This is a genomic window from Microbacterium sp. UBA1612, assembly GCF_002321605.1.
GTDB lineage: Bacteria > Actinomycetota > Actinomycetes > Actinomycetales > Microbacteriaceae > Microbacterium > Microbacterium luteum.
In genome coordinates this window covers 1-18,373 of the sequence record NZ_DCMW01000011.1, presented here as the reverse complement: position 1 = coordinate 18,373, position 18,373 = coordinate 1, and the positions used below count along the sequence as shown (strand labels likewise).

Here is an 18,373-nt window from a genome sequence, read left to right as displayed (position 1 = left end):
GGGGGATGCCGCAGGGCAGGGGTGGATGCCGCTGGGAGCCGGGGCGCCGGCGGGATCAGGCCTGCTCGACGCGGGGGAAGAGGGGGGCCAAGCCGTTGACGGAGGTGCCGGGGCGCAGCGCCCCCCACTGGCCGGCCTCGCGGATGGGCTGATCCTCCAGCGATCCGAGCGTCTCACCCACGCCGAGGGCGAGCCACAGCTTGGCGGTCGCCTCGGGCATCACCGGCGACAGCAGCACGGTCAGCGCGCGGAGCCCCTCCGCGACGGTGTAGAGCACCGTCTGGAGTCGCTCTCGCTTGGCCTCGTCCTTGGCCAGCGCCCACGGCTCGTTGATCGTGATGTAGCCGTTGAGCTCGTCGACGATCGTCCAGATGCGGTCGATCGCCTCGTCGATGCGGAAACGCTCCATGGCCGCATCCGCGGCGCTCGCCGCATCCGCGACGACGCGCTGGATCTCGAGATCGGCCTCGGTGTAGGCCCCGGGTGCCGGCACGGCGCCGTCGAAGTATTTGCCGACCATCGCGACGGTGCGCGATGCCAGGTTCCCGAACCCGTTCGCGAGCTCGGCCTGATACCGCGCGGAGAGGTCCTCCCATGAGAACGAGCCGTCCTGGCCGAAGGCGATGGCCGAGAGGAAGTAGAACCGGTACGCATCCGAGCCGAACACATCCGTGATCTCGGTCGGGGCGATGCCGGTGAGCTTCGACTTGGACATCTTCTCGCCGCCGACGAGCAGCCATCCGTGGGCGAACACGCCGCGAGGCACGTCGAGACCGGCCGCCATGAGCATGGCCGGCCAGATGACGGCGTGGAAGCGCAGGATGTCCTTGCCCACCACGTGGTACGCCGGCCAGCGCCGGTCGAACTGCTCCGGGTCGGTCCCGTAGCCGACCGCGGTGGCGTAGTTGAGCAGCGCGTCCACCCACACGTAGATGACGTGGCTGTCATCCCAGGGCACCTCGATGCCCCAGTCGAAGGTCGAGCGGGAGATCGACAGGTCCTTCAGTCCGCTCCGCACGAACGAGACGACCTCGTTGCGGGCCGACTCCGGGCGGATGAAGTCGGGCTGCGACGCGTAGAGCTCCAGCAGCCGGTCCTGGAACTCGCTGAGCTTGAAGAAGTAGTTCTTCTCCTGCAGCAGCTCCAGCGGCTTGGAGTGGATCGCGCACACCTTGAGTCCCTCGAACTCCCCGGTGCCCGGGAGGATCTCGGCCTCGGTCTTGAACTCCTCGCAGCCGACGCAGTACAGCGCTTCGAACTCGCCGGCGTAGATGTAGCCGCGGTCGTAGATCGCCTGCACGAACGCCTTCACGCGCTCCTCGTGACGCTCCTGGGTGGTTCGGATGAAGTCGTCGTTGGCGACGTCGAGGGTCTCCAGCAGCGGGAACCACGACTCGGTGACGAGACGGTCCACCCACTCCTGCGGCGTCGCGCCGTTGGCCGCGGCGGCGCGCATCATCTTCTGACCGTGCTCGTCGGTGCCGGTGAGCATCCAGGTGTCGTCCCCGGCCTGGCGGTGCCAGCGCGCGAGGGTGTCGACGGCGACGGTGGTGTAGCCGTGACCGATGTGCGGCACATCGCTCGGGTAATAGATCGGCGTCGTGATGTAGAAGGATCGGCCGGTACTCACCCGAGAATTCTAGTTGCCCGTCCCGGTGACCCGTCCCCGTGTGACGGACCCCCTGCGCCGTCAGTCTCGCGCGGCGAGCGCAGCTTGGTACAGATCGCGGCGCGAATGCGCCGTGGCCTCGGCGACCTCCGCGGCAGCCTCTTTCAGTCGTGCGCCGCCGGCGACGAGCGCGGTGACCTGATCGACCGCGTCGCCGAAGGCGACGGCTCGCCGCTCCGCGCCGGCGACGACGATCACGACCTCGCCGCGCACGCCCTCGTCCGCCCATGCGGCGACCTCGGTCAGGCTCCCGCGCACGACCTGTTCGTGCAGCTTCGTCAGTTCCCGGCAGACGGCGACGCGACGCTCGGCACCGAACGCCGCGATCATGTCGTGCAGCGTGGCCGCCGTGCGGGACGGCGCCTCGAAGAACACCATCGTGCGCGATTCGGCATCGAGCTCCGCGAGCATCCGGGCACGCTCGCCCGGCCGGCGCGGCACGAACCCTTCGAAGGTGAAGCGATCCGTCGGGAGCCCCGCGACGGCGAGCGCCGTCACCACCGCACTCGGACCGGGAATCGCGGTGACGGTCACGCCGGCCGCTGCAGCGGCGGCGACGACACCGTACCCCGGGTCGCTCACGGTCGGCATGCCGGCGTCGCTGAGCAGCAGCACGTCGGCGTCGCGCGCGAGCTCCACGAGGTCGTGGGCGCGATCTTTCTCGTTGTGATCGTGCAGAGCGATGAGCCGAGGCCGATTGTCGATGCCCAGCGCGGCCAGCAGACGCTGGGTGGTGCGCGTGTCCTCGGCGGCGATCGTCTGCGCCGTCGCGAGAGCCTCGATCAGCCGTGTCGACGCGTCGCCGAGGTTGCCGATCGGGGTCGCGGCCAGGATGATCACCGCCCCAGCATAGGCTGGACGACGTGTCGAAGCCCGAGCCCGCCGATCCGTCCGCGGCAGCCGCGGAACGAGGGCGGGGCACCGGCCACCTGAGCGCGACGGCCGAGGTGACGCCGCGACCCGCGCCGAGGACGACGTGGTACGACCGGGTGACCACGCGCCTGCGCGCGGACCCCGTGCTGGCCCGTCGGTGGGCGGTGCTCGCACCCGTGATCGTGACGCTGCTGGCGGGCATCCTGCGCCTGTGGAATCTGGGGCACCCCCCCGTCCTGATCTTCGACGAGACCTACTACGTCAAGGACGCATGGAGCCAGTGGGTGCTCGGCTACACGGCGGATTGGCCGGAGGGCGCCGACGCAGACTTCGCCCAGGGCGAGACGGACACTTTCCTCGCGACCGGCAGCTTCTCGGTGCACCCGCCGCTGGGGAAGTTCCTCATCGGCGTCGGCATGGCCCTGTTCGGCGCGGATTCATCCGTCGGCTGGCGGATCGCAGCCGCCGTGTTCGGCACCGCCATGGTGCTCGTGCTCTACCTGTTCGCCCGCACCCTCACGCGGTCGATCGCCTTCGCCACCGTGGCCGCGCTGCTGCTCGCCGTGGACGGTCAGGCGATCGTGATGAGCCGCGTCTCGCTCCTGGACACCTTCCTGGCGTTCTTCGTGCTCCTGGCGGCATGGTTCGTGGCGCTCGACGCCCGCGGGCACGCTGCGCGCATCGCCGCCGGGACGGCATCCCGCGACGCCCCCCACGAATGGGGCCCGGTGCTGTGGAACCGTCCGTGGATCATCGCCGCGGGTGCAGCGGCCGGATGCGCGGGCGCCGTCAAATGGTCGGGGCTCTATGTGCTCGCCGCACTCGGCGTCTACCTGATCGTGACGGACGCGTGGGCGCGCCGCCGCGCGGGGATCACCTTCTGGCCGACGGACGCCGTCCTCCGGCAGGGGCCGGTCTCGTTCCTGCTGCTCGTCCCCGTCGCCGTGGTCGTCTACCTGTCGACCTGGACGGGATGGCTGCTCACAGCGGGCGGATGGGGACGGAACCTCGGCGGCGAGACCGACCCCGGCGCATGGGGATGGGTACCGGAGTCGCTCCGCTCGCTCTGGCTGTTCCACAAGGCCGTCTACGACTTCCACGTCGGACTGACCACCGAGCACGGCTACGCAAGCCCGGCCTGGCAGTGGCCGCTGCTGCTGCGTCCGACGTCGATGTACTACGAGAGCACGGACTGCGGCGGGGCGACGTGCGTGCAGAACATCTACAGCCTGAACAATCCGCTCATCTGGTGGGCGGGCATGGCCGCGGCGCTGTGGCTGATCTACCGCTTCGCCGTGCGACCGCGGTGGCAGACCGGCCTCGTGCTGACCGGGATCGCCGCCACCTACGTGCCGTGGCTGCTGTACCCGGAGCGCACGATCTTCCAGTTCTACACCGTGGTCATGCTGCCCTTCGTCGCGCTCGCCCTCGCATACGCACTCCGCGACCTCTCCGGATCGGCGTCCTTCGATGCGGTGCGACGTGCGAACGGGCAGCGCCTGGTGTGGGTGATCCTCATCGCGGTGCTGGTGCTCACGGCGTTCTGGTACCCCATCCAGACCGCCACGACTGTTCCCTACGACTTCTGGCGCCTCCACAACTGGCTTCCCGGCTGGATCTGACGGTTCCGGCGCCCGGAGCGCGAGCGTGCTCGGCGACCGTCATGCCGCCGCGGCGGCGCGGGCCGCGTGAGGCAGCGCCTCCTCGATGCGGGTGAGGGCGTCGTCGTCGTGCGCCGCCGTGAGGAACCACGCCTCGAACACGCTCGGCGGAAGCGACACGCCGTGTGCGAGCATGGCGTGGAAGAACGGGCCGTATCGCCACGCCTCCTGATCCTTCGCGTCGTCGTAGTCGCGCACCGGCGCTTCGCGGAACGCGACCGAGAACAGATTCCCGGCGAACGACAGCGTGTGCGCGACGCCCTCCGCGGCGAGCGCCGCGGTGAGCGCCGACGCGACGCGAGCGGATGCCGCATCGACGGCGGCGTAGACACCGGCGTCGGCGAGCCGGAGCGTCTCGACCCCCGCCGCGACCGCGAGCGGATTCCCGCTGAGGGTGCCGGCCTGGTAGACGGGCCCGAGCGGCGCCAGCAGCTCCATGAGGTCCGCGCGCCCGCCGATGCCGGCCAGCGGCATCCCGCCCCCGATGACCTTCCCGAAGGTGAGCAGGTCGGGCACGTAGCCGGCGCCGCGAGCGCGCTCGTGGCCCCACCATCCGGCGGGGTCGACCCGGAACCCGGTGAGCACCTCGTCGAGGATGAACAGCGCCCCCTCGCGGTGCGCGGTCTCCACGAGGAAGTCGTTGAAGCCGTCTTCGGGCGCGAGGATGCCCGCGTTGGCGCCGGCGCCCTCCGCGATGATCGCGGCGATGCGCCCGGGATGCGCGGCGAACGCGTCGCGCACCGCCGCGCGGTCGTTGTACGGCAGGACGAGGGTGAGCCCCGCGATCGGCGCGGGGACGCCGGCGGAGCCCGGAAGGCCGAGCGTCGCCACGCCCGATCCGGATTCGGCGAGCAGCCCGTCGGAGTGGCCGTGGTAATGGCCGGCGAACTTGATGATCACGTCTCGCCCGGTCGCACCCCGCGCGATGCGGATGGCGGTCATCGTGGCCTCGGTGCCCGTGGACACCAGGCGCAGTCGCTCGATCCCGCGGGCACCGTCGACGGCAAGGCGCTCCACCACGAGCTCGGCGAGCTCGGTCTCCCCCGGCGTGGAGGCGCCGAACGACAGACCGCGAGAGGCCGCGCGCTGCACGGCGTCGACCACCCGCGGGTGGGCGTGCCCCAGCAGGGCGGGTCCCCACGACGCGACGAGGTCCACGTACTCGCGCCCGGTCACATCCGTGACCGTCGCGCCGTGCGCCGCGACGATCGACAGCGGCGTGCCGCCGACCGATCCGAAGGCCCGCACCGGGGAGTTCACCCCTCCCGGGATGACGGCGCGGGCACGTGCTGCGGCGGTCTCGTTGGTGAGATCGGAATCGGTGGCGCTCATGCGTCCTTCCAGCGTTCGGCGGCCTCGACGGCCCAGTACGTGAGCACCGCGTCGGCGCCGGCGCGCACGATGGCGGTGAGGGACTCGTCGATCGCGCGTTCGCGGTCGATCCACCCGTGCGCGGCGGCGGCCTCGATCATCGCGTACTCGCCGCTGACCTGATACGCCCACACCGGCACCGGAGAGACCGCGGCGGCGTCGGCGAGCACATCCAGGTAGGTCATCGCGGGCTTGACCATCACCACGTCGGCTCCCTCCGTCACATCCAGGGCGACCTCTCGAGCGCCCTCGCGGCGGTTGCCCGGGTCGAGCTGATACGTGCGACGGTCGCCCTGCAGCGAGGACTGGACCGCCTCGCGGAACGGCCCGTAGAACGCCGAGGCGTACTTGGCGGAGTAGGCCAGCAGTGCCACATCGCCGCGGTCGGCGCCGTCGAGGGCATCGCGAAGCGCCGCCACCTGGCCGTCCATCATGCCGGACAGCCCGAGGAGGTGGGATCCCGCCTCCGCCTGCGCGAGCGCCATGTCGCGATAGCGATCCAGCGTCGCGTCGTTGTCCACGCCACCGCGCGCATCGAGCACGCCGCAGTGGCCGTGGTCGGTGAACTCGTCGAGGCAGAGGTCACTCTGCACGACCAGGGCGTCACCGACCTCGGCGACGGCGATGCGCGTCGCGACATTGAGGATGCCGTCCGGATCGGTCGCGCCGGAGCCGACGGCGTCCTTGTGCTCGGGCACGCCGAAGAGCATCACGCCGCCGATGCCGGCCTCGGCGGCGCGGTGCAGAGCCGCCCGGAACGTGTCGGTCGAATGCTGCACGACACCGGGCATCGAGGAGATGGGGCGGGCTTCGGCGGCTCCCTCGGCGAGGAACATCGGCAGCACGAGCTGAGACGCGTCCAGGCGCGTCTCACTCTGCAGGCGACGCCACGCGGGCGTTGCACGCAGACGGCGAGGTCGGATGCGGGGCGCGGTCACGGTTTCTCCTTCGCTACGGGGCGTCGGGCGCGTTCGGCACCGTCGGATCGAGCGGTGCGATCCGGGCGGCGCCTCGTTCGATGAGATCGACGCCCACGAGGGTGGCGAGCTTCGCCGGCGCCTCGGCGTCGATCGGCATGGCGCGCGAACTGTCGATCATCTCGCCGCCGTCGGGGCGGTAGACGCGGGCGGTGAGGAACAGCAGGCCGTCCTCGACGAAGGCCATCGCGGCGATCGGCGCGGCGCACCCCGCCTCGAGGCGTGCGAGCACGCCGCGCTCGGCATCTGCGGACGCGCGCGTGGCCGCGTGGTCGATGCGCCGCACGAGATGCTCGTCGCCCTCGCGCACCTCGACGGCGAGCGCGCCCTGAGCCGGCGCGGTCGGCCAGCGGTCGAGGTCGAACAGTTCCGTGGCCGCGTCCAGGCGACCGATCCGCTCGAGGCCGGCGGCCGCGAGGATGACCGCGTCGAGCGCGCGCTCCGGATCCTCGTGTCCGACGCGACCGAGCCGGGTGTCGATGTTCCCGCGGATGTCGACGAGATGCAGATCAGGCCGGCGCATCGCCAGCTGAGCGCGACGACGCGGCGATCCGGTGCCCACCGCGGCGCCCGGCGGGAGCTCCTCGAGGGTCATGCCGTCACGTGCGCACAGGGCGTCGCGCGGATCGGCGCGCGGCGGGACCGCGGCGATCACCAGTCCGGGTTCGGCAGCCGTCGGCAGATCCTTGTAGGAGTGGACCACCGCATCCACCTCGCCGCGCCGCAGCGCCTCGCGCAGGGCCGTGGCGAAGACCCCGGTGCCGCCGAGCGATGAGAGCGATGCGGTCGAGGTGTCGCCCTCGGAGACGATCGGCACCAGCTCGGCGCCGAGCATGTCGGCGACCGTGCCCGCCTGGGTCATGGCGAGCGCACTCGCCCGCGTGCCGATGCGCAGCGCCATCGCGATCAGCTCACGACGTCGGCGACGTCGGCGACGTCGATGCGACGACCGGTGAAGAACGGCACCTCTTCGCGCACGTGGCGTCGGGCTTCGGTCTTGCGAAGGTAGCGCATGAGGTCGACGAGGTCGATGACATCGTCGGCTTCGAGGGCGAGCAGCCACTCGTAGTCGCCGAGCGCGAAGGAGGCGACGGTGTTGCTCTGCACCTGGGGGAAGTCGCGCCCCATGCGTCCGTGCTCCCCGAGCATCGCGCCGCGCTCCTCGGGCGGCAGCAGGTACCACTCGTAGCTGCGCACGAAGGGATACACCGTCACCCACTCCTTGGGCGGCAGACCGCGGGCGAACGCGGGCGAGTGGTCGCGACTGAACTCGGCGTCGCGGTGAACGCCCATCGCATTCCACGTCGGCAGCAGCGGCGCGAACTCGCGCGAGCGCCGGAGCGTGCGCAGATCGGATTGCAGCCCCTCGGCGGTGCGACCGGTCAGCCACACGAGCACGTCCGCATCCGCCCGCAGGCCCGAGACGTCGTACACGGCCCGCAGCGAATCGATCGACGCGGCGGCGTCGACCGCGGCGACGGCGCCGGGGAGCGGCTCGGCCGGGTGCGGGTCGCGGCGGAAGACCGCCCACAGGCCGTAGTGGGTCTGTTCGCCGGCCTCGTTCTGGTCGGCGGTCGGGGCGGTGTTCTCAGCGGCCATGCACGTACTCCACGATTCGGGTCAGGACGGTCGGATCGGTCTCCGGCGGCACGCCGTGACCGAGGTTGAGGATGTGGCCGGGCAGGTCGGCCCCGCGCGCGAGCACGTCGTCGACGTGGGCGGCGAGCACGGGCCACGGCGCCGTGAGCAGGGCGGGGTCGATGTTGCCCTGCAGGGGAAGCGGACGGCCGATGCGCATCGCGGCGACATCGAGCGGCAGCCGCCAGTCGACGCCGACGACGTCCGCTCCCAGCGGCGGCACGAGATCGAGCACCTCCGACAGCCCGAGACCGAAGTGGATCTTCGGCACGTCGAAACCGCGGAGGGCATCGAATGCGCGGCGCGTGTGCGGGGCGACGCGCCGCTGGTAGTCGGCGCGCGAGAGCGAACCGGCCCACGAGTCGAACAGCTGCACGATGCTCGCGCCAGCCTCCACCTGCGCACGCACGAAGGCGCCGGTGACATCGGCGCACCAGTTCAGCAGCGCGGCCCACGTGTGCGGGTCGGTCTTCATCAGGGCGCGAGTGCGCAGCTGCTCCTTGCTCGGGCCTCCCTCGACGAGATAGCTCGCGAGCGTGTACGGGGCACCGCCGAATCCGACCAGCGGGATGTCTCCGAGTTCCGCGACGACGAGCGCGACCGCCTCCGAGATCGGCTGCAGCACGGCGGGGTCGATCGGCCGGAGCGCGAGCACGTCGGAGGCGGTGCGCACCGGTTCCGCGAGCACCGGCCCCCGGCCGGCGACGATCGAGACGTCGACGCCGGCGAGCAGCACGGGCGTGACGATATCGCTGAAGAAGACCGCGGCATCGACACCGTGGCGGCGCACCGGCTGCAGGGTGATCTCCGCGGCCAGCTCAGGGCGCAGGCACGCCTCGAGCATGTCGACGCCGGCGCGCGACTGCCGGTACTCCGGCAGCGAGCGTCCCGCCTGCCGCATGAACCAGACCGGGGCCGTCTCGGGCCGATCACCGCGTGCGGCCCGAACGAGGGGCGAACGTGCGGTTCTGCCGTCTGTCAAGGGGTGCCCGACGGGCAGGAGGGACAGGGCGGATGACACCCCTCCAGGCTACGTCCTCGCGCACACCCTCAGGATCGGACGTTACGATGGAGGGGTGCTGTTCTGTCTCACGGCCAGCCATCGCAACACCGAGTTCGACGTCCTCGACCGCATCTCGCGTGTGAGCGAGTCCACTGGCGCCGAACTCGTCGCCGCGCACCCCTTCGTGCGCGGCGCCGTCGTGTTGTCCACGTGCAACCGCTTCGAGGCGTATCTCGAGATCGACGAACCGCTCGCCGCGCCCGGTGCGCTCGCGCGCGAGGCCGTCCTCGAGACGCTGGCGGACACGATCGGTGCGGATGCGGGAAGCGTGCGCGAGAGCGCGGAGTCGTTCGCCGGCGACGACGTCGTGCAGCACCTCTTCTCGGTGAGCTCGGGCCTGGAGTCGATGGTCGTCGGCGAGGAGGAGATCACCGGCCAGGTGCAGCGGGCGCTTCGCGACGCGCGCACCGCGGGGACCACGAGCCCGGCACTGGAACAGGCCTTCCAGCGGGCGGCACACGCCACCCGCGAAGTCCGCGCGAGGGCCGACATGGGTGCGGCCGGTCGCTCGCTCGCGCGCCTCGCCCTCGATCTCGCCGAGAGCCGCATCTCCGACTGGGCGTCCGTTCCGGTCCTCCTGGTGGGGACCGGCAGCTACGCCGCCACCACCATTGCCGCGCTGCAGGCGCGCGGCGCCGGCGATGTGCGGGTCTACTCCGCCACCGGTCGCGCGCAGCGCTTCGCCGCCCGCTACGGTGTGCGCGCCGAGACCGATCTGCGCGCGGCGATCCGCGACGCGGAACTCGTGATCACCTGCACCGCGCGCTATGTCATCACCGCCGACGACGTCGTCGACACCTCGCGACGCCTGTTCGTCGATCTCGGTCTCCCCCGCAACATCGACCCGGAGGTCGGCGCCCTCGAGGGTGTGGAGCTCCTGGACCTCGAGCTCATCGGCCGACACGCCGCACTGCCGGAACTGGGCGCGGGCGCGCACGAGGTCGTCGGTTCGGCCGTTGCCACCTTCACCGCGGAGCGCGATGCGGCCCCGGCGATCGTCGCGGTGCGCCGCCACATCCAGGACATCCTGCACGCGGAGCTCGGCCGGCTCCGGGGCGACGGGTCGGATGCGCGCGCCGAGGCGGCGCTCCGCCACCTCGCGGGCGTGCTCTCGCACACACCCTCGGTCCGAGCGCGCGAGTTCGCCGCGGCGGGGCGCATGGATGAGTTCGAAGCCGCCCTCGAGATGGTGTTCGGCGTCGAGGTCGCGCGCGCGCAGGTGACGCACCTGCGCGCGGCATCCGCAGGCTGAGTCAGTCCGCCGTCGGCTCGGCGTCGACCTGGTCGACCGCCGCCTGCAGGCGGGCGAGCGTCTCGGTCACGATCCGGTCCTCTTCGGGGGTCATGTCGATGACGGCCGCGAGCATCCGCTCGTGCATCTTGCCGAGCGTCGCGCGCACCTCGTGGTCGGTCTCGGCGGTGGGAATGACGTGGATACTGCGCCGGTCCGTCTCGTGGCGTTCCCGCCGCACGTGGCGTGACTTCTCGAGCCGGTCGATGATCGCCGTCATCGACGCGGTGGACACGCCGAGATATCGCGTGAGCTCGCTCGGCGAGACGCGCCGCCCCTCGCGCTGCGCCCGGAGGAGATAGCGGAGCACGAGCAGGTCGTTCTCGCCCATCGACATCGCTTCACGCGTGCGACGCCGCATCGCGACCTCGGCCGCACGATAGAGCCGGAACGCCTGGAGCAGGGCGACGGCACGCTCGCGGCGGTCGTCGCGATCCTCGCCGTACCAGTAGGCGCTCTCGGTGCTCATCGGTGCATTTTATCCGGCCCCGCCACGCGGGAGCGGGGCGGGGCCGGGTGAGTCAGTTGACCTCGGTGGGGTGGGCGCTCACGCGGCCGCTGCCGTCGCCCGGGTCCATCGCGTCGATCGCGGCCATCTGCTGCTCGTCGAGCGTGAACCCGAAGACATCGATGTTCTCCTCCAGACGCGCGCGCCGCACGGACTTCGGGAACACCACGAAACCCTTCTGCAGGTGCCACCGCAGCACGACCTGGGCGGGCGTCTTTCCGACCGCCTCGGCCGCCGCGACGATCGGCTCGGCGCCGAACAGGTCGTACTTGCCCTGTCCGAGCGGGCCCCACGACTCGATGACGGTTCCGTGATCGGCCGCCCACGCGGTGATCTCGCGCTGCTGATACGCCGGGTGGAGCTCGATCTGATTCACGGCGGGAACGACCGAGGTCGCCTCGACGATGCGGTCGAGGTGCTCGACGAGGTGGTTCGAGACCCCGATGCTGCGGGCGAGCCCGCGCTCGCGGATGCCGATCATCTTCTCCCACGCGTGCACGAAGTTGTCCTTCGCGGGCGTGGGCCAGTGCACCAGGTAGAGGTCAACCGACTCGAGGCCGAGCTTCTCCAGGCTCTCGGCGACGGCGGCGTCGGGCTCGTCCGCGTCGTGTCGGTCGTTCCAGAGCTTCGTGGTCACGAAGAGGTCGTCGCGAGCGATGCCCGACGCCGCGATGGCCGCGCCGACGCCCGCTTCGTTGCCGTAGATCGCGGCGGTGTCGATGTGACGGTAGCCGACCTCGAGCGCCTCGCTCACGGCGCGCTGGGTGTCATCGGCCGGAACCTGGAAGACCCCGTAGCCCAGCTGCGGGATGCGGTGACCGTCGTTGAGTTCGATGTGGGGAATGTTCGCCATCCCCCCAGCCTAGGAGGGCCGGCGCCGGACGAGCGCCCCTTGACGAAGCGATCGACGCGGGTCAGGAATCCTTGCGCGAGATCGACCAGCGCCCGGCAGCACCCGGGGTGCCGCCGAAGTGGATCGGCAGGGCGATGCCGAGGGAGAGCACCAGGATGCCGAGCGCGAAGAAGACGCCCGGAGCCACGGGCAGAGAGATCGCCAGCCCCAGCAGGGCCATGCCGCCGACGAACAGCAGAAGGGACAGGATGAACACGCGGCGGCCTCCTCGTAGGTTTACCCCTCCACGGTACCCGCTGCATGCCGCCTCCCGCACACTCACGTCGTACGATGGAGGGCTATGTCCGCGCCCGACCCCGTCATCTCGTATCCGTCCGAGCTGCCCGTCAGCGCGGCACGCGACGAGATCGCCGCGGCCATCCGCGACCACCAGGTCGTGATCGTCGCCGGAGCCACCGGGTCGGGCAAGACGACGCAGCTGCCGAAGATCTGCCTGGAGCTCGGGCGCACCTCGATCGCCCACACCCAGCCGCGACGCATCGCCGCGCGGACGATCGCCGAGCGGGTGAGCGAAGAGCTTCAGGTGCCGCTCGGCTCCACGGTCGGGTACAAGGTGCGCTTCACCGACGCGGTCTCCGACGACACCCGCATCGCCCTCATGACCGATGGGATCCTCCTGAACGAGATCCATCGCGATCGGATGCTGCGCCGCTACGACACGATCATCGTCGACGAGGCCCACGAGCGGTCCCTGAACGTCGACTTCCTGCTCGGCTACCTCGCCCGCATCCTCCCCCGGCGGGCCGACCTCAAGGTCGTGATCACGAGCGCGACGATCGACCCGGAGAGCTTCGCGAAGCACTTCGCCGACCGGCAGGGCGATCCGGCACCGATCGTCGAGGTGTCCGGTCGCACCTATCCGGTCGAGGTGCGCTACCGCCCGCGGACCGACGCGTCAGACGACGAGTCGGACGACATCGACGGACTCACCCGCGCCCTGCGGGAGCTCGACCGCGAGCCGGCCGGCGACGTGCTCGTGTTCCTGCCGGGCGAGGCGGAGATCCGGGATGCGATGGATGCGGTTCGCGGCATGTACGCGAAGGACGCCTCCCCGACCGAGGTGCTCCCGCTGTACGGACGGCTCTCGGCCGCCGAGCAGCACCGCGTCTTCGAGCGCTCGCATGTCGCCGGGGTCCGTCGCCGCGTCATCCTGGCGACGAACGTCGCCGAGACGAGCCTCACCGTCCCCGGGATCAGGTACGTCATCGACACCGGTACCGCCCGCATCTCGCGATACAGCGCTCGCAGCAAGATCCAGCGCCTTCCGATCGAACCGGTGTCGCAGGCGTCGGCCCAGCAGCGGGCCGGACGCGCGGGCCGCACGGCACCGGGAATCGCGGTCCGCCTGTACGCCGAGGAGGACTTCGCCACGCGCCCGGAGTTCACCGAGCCCGAGATCCTGCGCACCAGCCTCGCGTCGGTGGTGCTGCAGATGCTCTCCCTCGGCTTCGGAGACGTGTCCGCCTTCCCGTTTCTCACTCCCCCGGATTCCCGCGGTGTGAAGGCCGCCTTCGACCTGCTCGTCGAGCTCGGTGCCGTGCGCGCGCCCGGCCGGGGCGATGACGGCGCCCGCCTGACCGATATCGGCAAGCGGATCGCGCGACTGCCGATCGACCCCCGGTTCGCACGGATGCTCGTCGAGGCCGACCGCACCGACGTCCTCGACCAGGTCCTCCCCATCGTCGCGGGGATGTCGATTCAGGATGTGCGGGAGCGTCCGGAGGCCGAGCGCGCCAAGGCGGACGGATTCCATGCGCGCTTCGCCGATCCGACCAGCGACTTCCTCGCACTGCTCAACCTCTGGCAGTACCTCCAGGAGAAACAGGCCGAGCTGGGCTCGAGCGCGTTCCGGCGCATGTGTCGCGCGGAGTTCGTGAACTACGTGCGGGTGCGGGAGTGGATGGACGTCCACCGTCAGCTGCGCGCCCTCATGGGCCGGGGACGCTCGCACGGTCGTCCCGCCGGCGATGCCGCCGACCCCGATGCGGTGCATCGCGCCATTCTGGCGGGGCTGCTCTCCCACCTCGGCATCCTCGACACGCGCAGCGACGTCGGCCGGGATGCTCGCGGCCGCTCGGCCAGGGGCGCATCGACGAAGGCCGAGTACCTCGGCGCGCGCGGCACCCGCTTCTCGATCTTCCCCGGTTCGGGCGTCCGCAAGAAGCGCCCGTCGGCGGTCATGGCGGCGGAGCTGGTGGAGACCTCCCGCCTGTTCGCACGGACCGTCGCCGCGGTGGACCCGGCGTGGGCGGAGTCCCTCGCCGGGGACCTCGCCCGGCGGCAGGTGAGCGAGCCGCACTGGTCGAGGTCGCAGGGAGCAGCCTCGGCATACGAGAAGGTGACCCTTTTCGGCGTGGAGATCATCCCGAAACGCCGCGTGCAGCTCGCCCGATTCGACCGACCGCTGGCTCGTGAGCTGTTCCTTCGCCACGCGCTCGTGGAGGGCGAGTGGGAGACGAGCCATCTGGACAAGCGCCTCACCGCCTTCGAGCGCCGCAACCTCGAGCTGCGTCGCCGCCTCGAGAAGGTCGAGGAGCGCGAGCGTCGTCGCGACATCCTGGTCGGCGACGAGGCCGTCTACGTCTTCTACGACACCCGGGTGCCGCGAGACGTCTTCGACACCCGATCGTTCGAGACGTGGTGGAAGGAGACGTCGGCGCGCACGCCGCGTCTGCTCGACATGACCGAAGCGGATCTCCGCGACGACGCCGGTCGCCGCGGCGAGCACGACTTCCCTGCACGGTGGCGCCAGGGCGACCAGGTGCTCTCCCTCGCGTACCGCTTCGAGCCGGGCGCGCCCGACGACGGGGTGACGGTCGTGATCCCCCTGGCCCTGCTCGCGCAGCTGGAGCCGACCGGGTTCGACTGGCAGGTGCCGGGCCTGCGCGACGAGCTCATCACCGCGCTGATCCGATCCCTGCCCAAATCGATCCGGCGCCATGTGGTGCCTGCCGCGGACTGGGCGGCGACGTTCGCCGGTGAGATCGCCGCCGACGGGCCGGAATCGAACGACGGACGTCCACCGGTCTCGCTGCGGCGGGCGCTGGCCGACCGCATCCGACGTGTCGCGAGCCAGCCCGTCAGCGACGACGACTTCGACCTCGAACGCGTGCCGCCGCACCTGCTGATGTCCTTCCGTGCCGTCGACGCGCGGGGGCGCACGGCGGGCTCCGGTCGCGATCTGGCGGACCTGCAGCGCCGGCTCGCGGACCGGGCGCGGTCTTCGGTCGCTCGATCGGTCGAGCGTGCCGCCGCACCCGCGTCGGTCGCGGCCGCTGCGCCGCAAGCCGACGGCACGGGCGCGACAGGCGCCTCATCAGTGGGGTTCGCCGAACGCAGCGGGATAACATCCTGGGACTTCGGGGATCTCCCGGCCGTCGTCGACAGCAAGGTCGCGGGGGGTGTCGTCCGCGGCTACCCCGCCGTCGTCGATGACGGCGACACGGTCTCGCTCCGCATCGAGACCTCGGCCGACGCGGCGGCGGTCGCCACGCACCGCGGAGCGCGCCGCCTGCTGCTGCGCGCCGTCGCCTCTCCCGCGTCGTACGTGCTCGACCATCTGACCAGCACCGAGAAGCTCGCCCTCGCGGCCTCCCCCTACCCGTCGGCGAAGGCGCTCATCGAGGATGCCCGCCTCGCCGTCGCCGACCGGGTACTCGGCGAGGTCGGGCGCGACGCCCCGCGGTCGCAGGCCGCGTTCGAGAAGGCGCGCGACGCGTATGCGGCGGTCGTCGTCGATGAGACCTTCTCGGTGGTGTCGCTCGCCGCCCGCATCATCAGCCTCTCGCGCGACGTCGAGAAGGCCGTGAAGGGCCAGAACTCCCTCACTCTCCTCGGGGCGCTGAACGACGTGAAGGCGCAGCTGGCCGGCCTCGTCTTCCCCGGATTCCTCTCACGCGTCGGCGTCACCCGGCTGGCGCATCTGCCCCGCTATCTCCAGGGCGCGCGCGACCGCGTGACGGGGCTCGCCGACAATCCCGGGCGCGATCGCCAGCGCCAGAGCGAGTACGAGCGGTCCGCCGCCGCCTTCGCCGACGCCGGTGGCACGATCCCCCTCGCCCCCTCCTCCCCCGACAACCTCGTCCGCGTGCGGTGGATGCTGGAGGAGTACCGCGTGAGCCTGTTCGCGCAGGCCCTCGGCACCGCCGAGCCCGTCTCGGCGCAGCGCATCGGCAAAGCCCTCCGCGGGCAGTGACGATCGAGAGGATGCAGATGCCACACGCCGTCTTCCACCGCCGGCTCGGCGGCCCCGAGGTCCTGGAGTACGCCGAGGTTGCGTCAGCCGACCCCGCTGCGGGGGAGGTGGCGGTCCGCATCGAGGCGGCCGGGGTGAACCCGATCGACGCCAAACTCCGCAGCGGACTGCGGGCATCGACACCGATAGAGGGCCGACGAGGGGTTGGCTCCGATGGAGCCGGGATCGTGCTGGCCGTCGGCGACGACGTGGCGGGGTTCCGCCCCGGCATGCCGGTGGTGGTCAGCGGCGCACAGGGGACCTACGCCGAGGAGGCGATCGTGCCCGCCTCCGCGCTGACCCTCCGCCCGCCCGCCGTCGACGCCGAGACCGGCGCGGCGATCGGCATCCCGGTGGCCACGGCGTATCAAGCGCTTCGTTCGCTGGCCGTCGGACCCGGTGATCGCCTGCTCGTGCACGGCGGCTCGGGTACGGTCGGGCAGGCCGTCATCCAGTTCGCGGTGCGATGGGACGCGGATGTGCTTGCCACGACGTCGGAGCGACGCGCCGACCGCGTGCGCGCCCTCGGTGCCGTTCCGGTGGCCTACGGACCGGGCCTCGTGGAGCGAGTCCGGGCCGCTGGGACGGGGATCGATGTGGCACTCGACTGTGCGGGGACCGACGAAGCGCTCGCGGCGTCGGTCGAGGTCGTGCACGACCGCTCACGCGTGGCGACGCTGGTACGCGGGGCCGATGCACCCCGTTACGGCATCCAGGCCTATGCCGGCGGCGCAGCGCACGGCCTCACCGATCAGCAGCGCGCGTGGCGGCGCGAAGCGATTCCCGTGGCGCTGGGGCTGATCGCGGCGGGCGGTTTCACGATCGAGCTCGGCCCGCGCTATGCCCTTCGCGATGCCGTTCGCGCACACGAAGACGTCGAGCGCGGCACCAACGGAAAGATCCTGCTCGTGCCGGATCAGACCTGAGGGTCGTCGTCGCCCGTCGCCGGTTCGACAGACGCATCGCCGGCAGGCTGCGCGCGGTCGGAGGCCTCGGCGTCCTCTTCCTCTTCGACCTCGTCAACCCAGACGGTCTCACCTGCCTCGAACCCGCTGGCGTCGTCCAGCGCCTCGGCGGCGATCGTGGCACGGCGGTACCACTCCTCGGCTTCCTCCGCTCGTCCCAGTTCCTCCAGAACGGCCGCGCGGGACGCGAACAGCGCCGGGCTCCACTCGAACGCACGGTCGGGGTCGAGTTCGGGGATGTCGAGTTCGAGGAGCGCGCGCTCCGTCTCGCCGACATCGAGACGCGCGCCCGACATCGCGATCGCGAGCTCGACTCGCGCCGCCGTCGGCAGCTTGTCGCGATCGACCGAACGTCCCACTTCGAGCGCGCGGTCGGCGCGTCCGACCCCGCGCTCGCTGTCCACCTGCAGCGCGATCTGGTCGTCCTTGCCGCTGATTCGTCGGTACGTGCGCAGTTCGCGCAGGGCCAGAGCGTAGTCGCCGACGGCGTATGCGGTGATGGCGACGGTCTCGCGCACGACCGCGATCCGACCGGCACGGTGACTCGCCTCGAGCGCGTGGCGGTGAGCCAATGCCGGGTCGTCGTCGATCAGCAGACCCGCCATGGCGAGGTGCCGTGCGACCGCGTCGGCGTTCTCTTTGCTCAGTGTCTTCAGGTCGTTCCGCGCCGCGTTCGGCAGCGAGCGTGCTGTGATCTCCTCGGGGATCTCGGGCACGTCGCGGCGCGGCGCGCGCGGCTCCCGCGGCTCGGCGTCACGGCGAGGACCACGGTCTTCGCGCTTGCCGTAGGAGCGGTCGCCATCACGCTTCTGATACGGCTTCCGGTCATCCCGCTTGCCGTACGAGCGGTCGCCATCACGCTTCTGATACGGCTTCCGGTCATCCCGCTTGCCGTACGAGCGGTCGCCCTCGCGCTTCTGATACGGCTTCCGGTCATCCCGGTTCCCGTACGAGCGGTCGCCATCGCGCTTCTGATACGGCTTCCGGTCATCCCGGTTCCCGTACGAGCGGTCGCCATCACGCTTCTGATACGGCTTCCGATCGCCACGCGCGGGCGTGTTCCGGTCATTCGAGGTGTAGCGAGGGCGACGAGGGCGCTCGCGGTCGTCGTCAGCCATCGGCTCTGGTTCCTCCTGTTAACGAGTAATGGCCACCCTGCTTTGGGTGGCCATTACCGTGAAAAGAAGTCCGGCGGTGTCCTACTCTCCCA

15 protein-coding genes are annotated in these 18,373 nt (G+C 71.2%); 4 read left to right on the top strand and 11 right to left on the bottom strand.

The annotated features are described in order from the left end of the window. Window positions 1-55: 55 nt before the first annotated feature. Together metG and rsmI are read right to left on the bottom strand one after the other, a co-directional pair. Window positions 56-1,630 (bottom strand): methionine--tRNA ligase, encoded by a 1,575-nt coding sequence (gene metG / locus B3S45_RS04895; RefSeq protein ID WP_071042821.1) that lies wholly within the window; start codon window positions 1,628-1,630, stop codon window positions 56-58. Between the two features lie 60 nt (window positions 1,631-1,690). Next, window positions 1,691-2,509: a 16S rRNA (cytidine(1402)-2'-O)-methyltransferase gene (gene rsmI, locus B3S45_RS04890; RefSeq protein WP_194384892.1), complete on the bottom strand. Its 819-nt coding sequence runs from the start codon at window positions 2,507-2,509 to the stop codon at window positions 1,691-1,693. A gap of 23 nt (window positions 2,510-2,532) precedes the next feature. Between rsmI and B3S45_RS04885 the strand changes: the two genes are divergently transcribed. Then, window positions 2,533-4,164, top strand: a complete 1,632-nt coding sequence (locus B3S45_RS04885) for a dolichyl-phosphate-mannose--protein mannosyltransferase (RefSeq protein ID WP_228480966.1) — start codon at window positions 2,533-2,535, stop codon at window positions 4,162-4,164. A 39-nt stretch (window positions 4,165-4,203) separates the two neighbouring features. Here the strand turns inward: B3S45_RS04885 and B3S45_RS04880 are convergent, their stop codons facing one another. The 5 genes from B3S45_RS04880 to hemE are packed head-to-tail and all read right to left on the bottom strand — an operon-like array spanning window position 4,204 to window position 9,210. Beyond that, window positions 4,204-5,535, bottom strand: coding sequence for a glutamate-1-semialdehyde 2,1-aminomutase (locus B3S45_RS04880; protein ID WP_071042819.1), 1,332 nt, complete (start codon window positions 5,533-5,535; stop codon window positions 4,204-4,206). Further along, window positions 5,532-6,512 carry a porphobilinogen synthase gene (gene hemB / locus B3S45_RS04875; RefSeq protein WP_071042818.1) on the bottom strand — a complete coding sequence of 327 codons (981 nt, stop codon included), beginning with the start codon at window positions 6,510-6,512 and terminating at the stop codon, window positions 5,532-5,534. The genes B3S45_RS04880 and hemB overlap by 4 nt, the downstream gene beginning before the upstream one ends. A 13-nt stretch (window positions 6,513-6,525) precedes the next feature. Beyond that, window positions 6,526-7,452: a hydroxymethylbilane synthase gene (hemC, locus tag B3S45_RS04870; RefSeq protein ID WP_071042817.1), complete on the bottom strand. Its 927-nt coding sequence runs from the start codon at window positions 7,450-7,452 to the stop codon at window positions 6,526-6,528. 5 nt (window positions 7,453-7,457) lie between these two features. Further along, window positions 7,458-8,150: a hydrogen peroxide-dependent heme synthase gene (gene hemQ / locus B3S45_RS04865; protein WP_194384891.1), complete on the bottom strand. Its 693-nt coding sequence runs from the start codon at window positions 8,148-8,150 to the stop codon at window positions 7,458-7,460. Beyond that, window positions 8,140-9,210: a uroporphyrinogen decarboxylase gene (gene hemE / locus B3S45_RS04860; RefSeq protein ID WP_071042815.1), complete on the bottom strand. Its 1,071-nt coding sequence runs from the start codon at window positions 9,208-9,210 to the stop codon at window positions 8,140-8,142. Before hemE ends, hemQ begins: the two co-directional genes overlap by 11 nt. 55 nt (window positions 9,211-9,265) lie before the next feature. Between hemE and B3S45_RS04855 the strand changes: the two genes are divergently transcribed. Next, a complete protein-coding gene (locus tag B3S45_RS04855; RefSeq protein ID WP_286717707.1) occupies window positions 9,266-10,504 on the top strand; it encodes a glutamyl-tRNA reductase in 1,239 nt (412 codons plus the stop codon). Window position 10,505: 1 nt separating this feature from the next. Here the strand turns inward: B3S45_RS04855 and B3S45_RS04850 are convergent, their stop codons facing one another. From B3S45_RS04850 to B3S45_RS04840, 3 genes are all read right to left on the bottom strand, one after another. Beyond that, on the bottom strand, window positions 10,506-11,012 hold the full coding sequence (locus B3S45_RS04850; RefSeq protein WP_071042813.1) for a MarR family winged helix-turn-helix transcriptional regulator: 507 nt from the start codon (window positions 11,010-11,012) through the stop codon (window positions 10,506-10,508). Between the two features lie 52 nt (window positions 11,013-11,064). Continuing rightward, a complete protein-coding gene (locus B3S45_RS04845) occupies window positions 11,065-11,904 on the bottom strand; it encodes an aldo/keto reductase (RefSeq protein ID WP_071042812.1) in 840 nt (279 codons plus the stop codon). A 61-nt stretch (window positions 11,905-11,965) separates the two neighbouring features. Next, complete coding sequence (locus tag B3S45_RS04840) at window positions 11,966-12,160, bottom strand: hypothetical protein (protein ID WP_071042811.1); 195 nt, start codon at window positions 12,158-12,160, stop codon at window positions 11,966-11,968. Between the two features lie 84 nt (window positions 12,161-12,244). On the opposite strand from B3S45_RS04840, the gene hrpA reads away from it, so the two are divergent. Together hrpA and B3S45_RS04830 are read left to right on the top strand one after the other, a co-directional pair. Next, window positions 12,245-16,159 (top strand): ATP-dependent RNA helicase HrpA, encoded by a 3,915-nt coding sequence (gene hrpA / locus B3S45_RS04835; protein ID WP_286717705.1) that lies wholly within the window; start codon window positions 12,245-12,247, stop codon window positions 16,157-16,159. A gap of 17 nt (window positions 16,160-16,176) precedes the next feature. Further along, window positions 16,177-17,124 carry a quinone oxidoreductase family protein gene (locus B3S45_RS04830; RefSeq protein WP_286717703.1) on the top strand — a complete coding sequence of 316 codons (948 nt, stop codon included), beginning with the start codon at window positions 16,177-16,179 and terminating at the stop codon, window positions 17,122-17,124. Here the strand turns inward: B3S45_RS04830 and B3S45_RS04825 are convergent. Beyond that, window positions 17,115-18,281, bottom strand: a complete 1,167-nt coding sequence (locus tag B3S45_RS04825; protein ID WP_286717701.1) for a hypothetical protein — start codon at window positions 18,279-18,281, stop codon at window positions 17,115-17,117. The two genes, B3S45_RS04830 and B3S45_RS04825, sit on opposite strands and share 10 nt — an antisense overlap. Window positions 18,282-18,373: the final 92 nt, after the last annotated feature.

Bases quoted from the DNA above. Each gene is read 5' to 3' on its own strand.
- B3S45_RS04880 (WP_071042819.1), bottom strand. From the start codon at position 5,535: ATGAGCGCCACCGATTCCGATCTCACCAACGAGACCGCCGCAGCACGT.
- hemC (WP_071042817.1), bottom strand. From the start codon at position 7,452: ATGGCGCTGCGCATCGGCACGCGGGCGAGTGCGCTCGCCATGACCCAG.
- hemQ (WP_194384891.1), bottom strand. From the start codon at position 8,150: ATGGCCGCTGAGAACACCGCCCCGACCGCCGACCAGAACGAGGCCGGC.
- B3S45_RS04850 (WP_071042813.1), bottom strand. From the start codon at position 11,012: ATGAGCACCGAGAGCGCCTACTGGTACGGCGAGGATCGCGACGACCGC.
- B3S45_RS04845 (WP_071042812.1), bottom strand. From the start codon at position 11,904: ATGGCGAACATTCCCCACATCGAACTCAACGACGGTCACCGCATCCCG.
- hrpA (WP_286717705.1), top strand. From the start codon at position 12,245: ATGTCCGCGCCCGACCCCGTCATCTCGTATCCGTCCGAGCTGCCCGTC.
- B3S45_RS04830 (WP_286717703.1), top strand. From the start codon at position 16,177: ATGCCACACGCCGTCTTCCACCGCCGGCTCGGCGGCCCCGAGGTCCTG.
- B3S45_RS04825 (WP_286717701.1), bottom strand. From the start codon at position 18,281: ATGGCTGACGACGACCGCGAGCGCCCTCGTCGCCCTCGCTACACCTCG.